The sequence below is a fragment of the Thermoplasmata archaeon genome, from assembly GCA_015063285.1.
Taxonomy (GTDB): Archaea; Thermoplasmatota; Thermoplasmata; order Methanomassiliicoccales; family Methanomethylophilaceae; genus Methanoprimaticola.
Window position 1 is genome coordinate 1 of the sequence record SUST01000032.1, and the last position, 5,427, is coordinate 5,427.

Consider the following 5,427-nt stretch of genomic DNA (forward strand, 5'->3'; position numbering starts at 1 on the left):
GGGGGTGGACCGGCCACCCCGTTCCTGCAAAGGACGAATCGCCGACCGCCATGATAGGCGGAGAGGCACGTACAGAGGCCTTCGCCGATCGGTCAACCGGATCGCTGCGATGTGTCAAAGTCAGGTTAATTATTGGCATCGTTAGTTCAGCGGAAGAAAAAGTATGCGTTAACAGATGCTCCAAGTGTTCTGTCATATTTCTCACTCTATCAGCAGAAAAAAACTGAAATAACCCGGACATCTAGAAGCGTTCGATCCCATGAATTGGAAATACATCTCTGCCGCAATCGCCGTATCGGTTTTCGCTGTGCTACTGTGCTCGTTCATCGTCTCGAGCGAACACTCCGACAACGGTATCCCGAAAGGAGAGGACTATCTCTATGTCATGTACACCGACTCAGAAGCGAATGTCAACGTCATAGATGTCTATGAATCCCATTACGAGAGCGGTTCAGCGACACCTTTGGAGCAGAGATACCGCACCTCTGTGGGCATCGATGGGATCAACGGCTTCTGGAAATTCGACAGCGATGGATTAGGGCCGTTCAACTGCTTCTACGCGGCTATTAATCTGCTGGACGACTGTCCCGAATACGCCGAGGACGATTCCGGAGAAAAGAGGCTCAGCAGTTCCGTGGGAAGGATAGCCTATGTCCTGGATCCGAATGACCTTGGATACACCGTATCAGGCCACAAGTACAACGGCGAATTGTACAACATCATGCTGGTCATCCCCACCGTGTATTGGTCCTCTGCGAAGATCGTCCAAAGCGAATCAGTCGGGAATCTGAAAGAGGGGGAGACTTACAACGTCCTGTTCATGTCATCGTGCCCCACCTACAGTCTGGACAAGGATCATAAGATGACAGATATGATCCCCTATGCCCACTCCGCCAGCTATGAGACGGGCAAGACCGATTTCAGCTCCAATGTGTATCCATATCTTTGTATCGGGGTCTATGAATCGTATGTCTCGGATTCCGAAGACATCATCGGCGAGGGCCTTCTGGTATCGCAGAGCGAAAGGGCAGTATCGCACAACAAGGACGTCGACGAATACAAGCAGTATGCGGATATGCTCACCCCTGCATCAACGAAGAGGTTGGTATCCGACTACCAGTTGTGGAACTTCTATCAGTGGACGCTCTGCAAGATGATGGGCTACACGGTCATGGGGTCCAAGAATGCCCAGGTCATGATAGGACAGGGATTCAGCGACGATAACACCAGCCCGGCCAGATCAGGATCGACGGATGACGTCGGTTTCTACGGTAACGCGAAATCCACGGAATCCGAATCGGGCGAAATCACAACCGAGAACGGAAGGGTCTCCAGCAAACTCTTCATCGAAAACAGCTGGGGCTCCCTGAACGAGTTCGTCGGGGACACGTATGTGGAAGGGCCCACATCCGATAATCAGCGCCTGCACGCATGCAACTATCTGGGCGGCGAATTCCTCATCGATTCCAGAGACCTGCCGGATACTGGAGGGGTCTGGGCAGACATCAGTCCGGGCAAAGGGATCTCTGCCGCCGACTCCAGAGCGTGGGTTTGGGATATTCCGATCATAACGGAGAAGGGCGCCCATCCCGATGACCCCAGTTACCCCGGGGATGCGATGAACGGAGCATCCTCAGGAGTACACTCCGTGGTAACGGGTGGCAATTGGGACCACAAGCACAACAACGGGCTGGCCTTCGCATGTGCGGGATACGAGATAGATTACACCGCGCAATACAGAGGCGCGCGCTTAGCATATCTGCTTGCTGAAGCGTGAATACGCGCACTCAGAATATGGACGACTTGATCCTCTCCCAGATGCTATCCTCGTCATCCTCGTACAGTTTGCCGAAGAAGACGTATCTGAACCATTCCTTGACCTTCGGCATCTCCCTTCCCTTGGGAGTGTAATACGCTCTGATGGAGACGGACATCACCGTCATCAGGACGATGCCGTAAGCGACTGCCAATGTAACGTAGGGATTCAGGTCGAACATATGAACATAGCTTCCCGGATTGTAGACGAACAGGGATGCGAGGATAGGGATCACGAATGCTATGCAGCTCCTGACGATCCTGCGCCATGACTGCAGCCTCCCTGAGGCTATCCCGACAAGTGCGAACAAGGCGGATACCATCAGGGCCAGATAGAGGATGATCATACCGTAGTTGTAGTACAGCTCGATGTTGATGTCGTGGATGACGGTGTTACCTACCATATCCATGTTGAAATCGGTGACTATGCCCGTGATCCTGGTCATATAAGTGAAGCAGATCGCTATCAGCAGGAGCTCGGTGATGACCATTATCTTCGGCATGTATCTCTTCCTGATCACCTTCCCTTCCTCATCCAGCGCGCCCTGGAACGCTTCCCTGTCGCCTTCCAGGAACTGAAGCAGATGGTCCTCGTACGCATGCTGATACCTCAGATGGCGGTTCATCTCCCTGACCATGATCACCAACCATATGATCGCATAGACGCCCGATGTTACGACCAGCAGCACGACATGGATCCACGTCTTGGAAACTTTCACCACCCTCGGCATAGGAGTGATCTCCACTCCCGTCGGACGGAAGGTCTCCGCCAGTATCTCCGTGAACCTTATCTGGTCATTCTCATGCTTCACAGGATACCTTATGCAGGTTGGGAGTGCGAACAGGAGTCCGAGCGCCACCGGGATCCAGATCAGTACCCTGCCCATGATGTCCATCGGGAAGAAGATGATGGCGAGGATCGAACTCGCCGCTGTGATCAATATTATGGCGATCAGAGGCCTTACCATACTGAACTGGTCGCTCTCGGTTATCGCCCTATGATACTCCGCCAACGCATCTGTATTCAGACCCTCGGATTCCGTATGGCGGATCAACGCCTCCCTCCACATCCTGTCCCTGCGCGAATGGGTTACGAACCTGTTGTACATCGTGAATAGCAGGATAACTATCATAAATGCCTCGACGGCGCTGGCAACAAGGGGACCTGCATATTCCTCGAATCCGGTGATGTAGTATTGACCATCCCCTCCCCAGTCGTAGAATGCGAAGAAGATCGGCCCAATCAAGAGAGCGAGGCACATAGGTCCGTTGATGATCGTGTCCCATCTGTTGCGGTTCTCCAGATTGATCCTGAGCATGGACAGGCCGTCGGTAGTCACGATTCCAGCCCCCTCAGGACCTTGCGGTAGTAAACGTATGCACATGCTGTGAAGAACAGGACCAGTATCGCCCCTACTGCTTCCGGGTACGGGATGAAGGTCTTCTTCTGCATCTGCACAAGGAGATATCCGGGCTCATCGCATGTGAACGTGATGTTATAGTTATGGTACAGCCCCTCGGCCATCTGATAATCGGGCTGCAAGTGCATCACCTTGAAATGCAGGGCGCTGTCATTGTAAATGGAGATCAGAGCGTCGTTCTCGAATTCGGCCAGATCCCCTGCCTTGAACTCGTAGAGGGTGTCCGCCCCCACCACGGTCCTCAGTTCCACCGGGACATCCGTACCTCTGATCTGCTTGAAGGATATTGCGGATTCCTTCTCGCCCAGAATCCTGAGGTCCTCCTCATAGATCGTCACATGGGCATATCCGAATCCGACCGAGAAATACTCCAGATAACCCGACTCCTCGTCTATCCTTTTCTTGAGCGTGACCTCCTCCAGCTCATCGGATTCAAAACTGAATCCCACCATGTCCCTCCCGACATCAACATACCTCACATTCTTGCAAGGGGCCAGGAACTGTGGGTCGACGGATCTGACACCGAAATCTATCTTGATGATTTCTATCTTATCTGCATAAGGAAGAAGAGGGTTATCCATCTCGGAATAATCCCAAGAATCTCCGGAACCGTAGATCGACAGGGTACCGTTGAGATTGAACGCCCATGCATGTCATCGCCGCAGGGACCGGATCCGCTGTCCCTCACGGGTTCCTCCGCGTCGGATGAGGGGATCGAGAACAGGAACGCAAAGAGGGCGATGAGCATGGCTGCCAACAGAAGATGTGTGCTAACCGATGCTGTCCTGCCCCTCATGTACCTTTATTAACGCCCGTGTATAAAACGAAAACAGACCGCTGAGAAGGCAGTTTTTACATCCTACTTTAAAATCACTGAGGTAGATGCCGCCCCATACTCATTCATGAGGATACACTCGCAACCGGTCTATGAGACAATACTGTGGATGATAGGATTGTTCGCATTGGGGTATGCGCTGTCATACGGGTTCTGGAGACTGGTGAGAAAGACGAATCCGAGCATGAGATGATACAAGCGATCGTCTTTCGACATTAAGGGCAGTAACATCACCCTTGTTTTTTTAAAACTCAGTGCAGATATATCCTCCATGGGTGCTGAGGCTTCCTCTACAGAAACGAATCGGTTGAAGATCCTGGATGTCTATAAAGGACTGGCCATATTGGGCGTTATCGTAACCCACCTGGTCCTCCTTCAGAACGGAACAACAGGCAAAGGCGGTAACCCGTCGGCTCTGGTCCAGTTCATGTTCTCGGGTCTGCTCATGTTCATGGTGATCTCCGGATACTTCTACAAGCCTGGAAGGACCTATCTGGAGAATGTGAAGAAGCGTGTCATCCCATTGTTCTTGATCGCTGTGGCGGGGACGACAGTAATGACTTTGATACTGTTCGTCTACATGGTCGCTCTCGGATATGACGCATCCTATAATCCGTTCCTGCTGATCCTCAGAGTCATAATCAGCAAAGGGGTGGGCCTCGAGATCGGTTCGGACGAATACGCTGATGCCTGCACCATCCTCGCACCTTACGACGCATGTGTGATGATATACTATCTCATCATCCTATCCTTAGGATACTTGATATTCTACGCCATAGCCGACCGTGTCCTGAAGGATTGGCGCGTAACGATCGCCACCGCTTTCGTGCTGCTTCTGATAAGCTCATTCTACGTCGGTTTCGTGAAGATACAACTGCCTTTCTTCGCACAATACGCCCCGATGGTCGCCGCCTTGCTGTTGGTCGGTGCCCTTCTGGCCAAGTACAAAGTGGCCGACGTCCTGGAGAACGGATACAGGACGAAGGTATTCTGGATAGGGTTGGTCGCATCGATAGTCTGCGCTGCGCTATGCCTTATCTTCCTTCCCGCAGAGACGGATATCGTCCAGGGAAAGATCGGTACCTATGGGCCCTTCAACGTGGTGACCCTTGCGATAACGTCCGTCTCGTGCGGAATGGTCCAATTGTACATCGCATCCCTGTTCATGAGGATACCGGGAATTTCCAACCTTTTCAGCCTCATGGGATTCAACATCCTATACCTCTATCTGCTGCACGTGATGGTCGCTAAGATGATCATCGCACCGTTCGTGACCATCGGTACCGATGTCTACATCCCGCTCGCTATCATGCCTGCGCTGGCACTGGCCTTCGGAACCATAGCAATAATCCTGGT

4 protein-coding genes are annotated in these 5,427 nt (G+C 52.3%); 2 read left to right on the forward strand and 2 right to left on the reverse strand.

Going from position 1 to position 5,427, the window contains the following annotated elements; translation table 11 throughout:
• Positions 1-259: 259 nt before the first annotated feature.
• Positions 260-1,777 carry a hypothetical protein gene (locus tag E7Z62_09005; GenBank protein ID MBE6523240.1) on the forward strand — a complete coding sequence of 506 codons (1,518 nt, stop codon included), beginning with the start codon at positions 260-262 and terminating at the stop codon, positions 1,775-1,777.
• Positions 1,778-1,787: 10 nt separating this feature from the next.
• Here E7Z62_09005 and E7Z62_09010 read toward each other — a convergent pair whose 3' ends face one another.
• Complete coding sequence (locus tag E7Z62_09010; protein ID MBE6523241.1) at positions 1,788-3,155, reverse strand: hypothetical protein; 1,368 nt, start codon at positions 3,153-3,155, stop codon at positions 1,788-1,790.
• Positions 3,152-3,817: a hypothetical protein gene (locus tag E7Z62_09015; protein MBE6523242.1), complete on the reverse strand. Its 666-nt coding sequence runs from the start codon at positions 3,815-3,817 to the stop codon at positions 3,152-3,154. The genes E7Z62_09010 and E7Z62_09015 overlap by 4 nt, the downstream gene beginning before the upstream one ends.
• A gap of 525 nt (positions 3,818-4,342) precedes the next feature.
• On the opposite strand from E7Z62_09015, the gene E7Z62_09020 reads away from it, so the two are divergent.
• The coding region (locus tag E7Z62_09020; GenBank protein MBE6523243.1) for a hypothetical protein at positions 4,343-5,427 on the forward strand (1,085 nt) is incomplete at its 3' end.

Excerpts from the sequence above, each read along its gene's own strand:
- E7Z62_09015 (MBE6523242.1), bottom strand. The coding sequence starts at position 3,817 with ATGGATAACCCTCTTCTTCCTTATGCAGATAAGATAGAAATCATCAAG.
- E7Z62_09005 (MBE6523240.1), top strand. The coding sequence starts at position 260 with ATGAATTGGAAATACATCTCTGCCGCAATCGCCGTATCGGTTTTCGCT.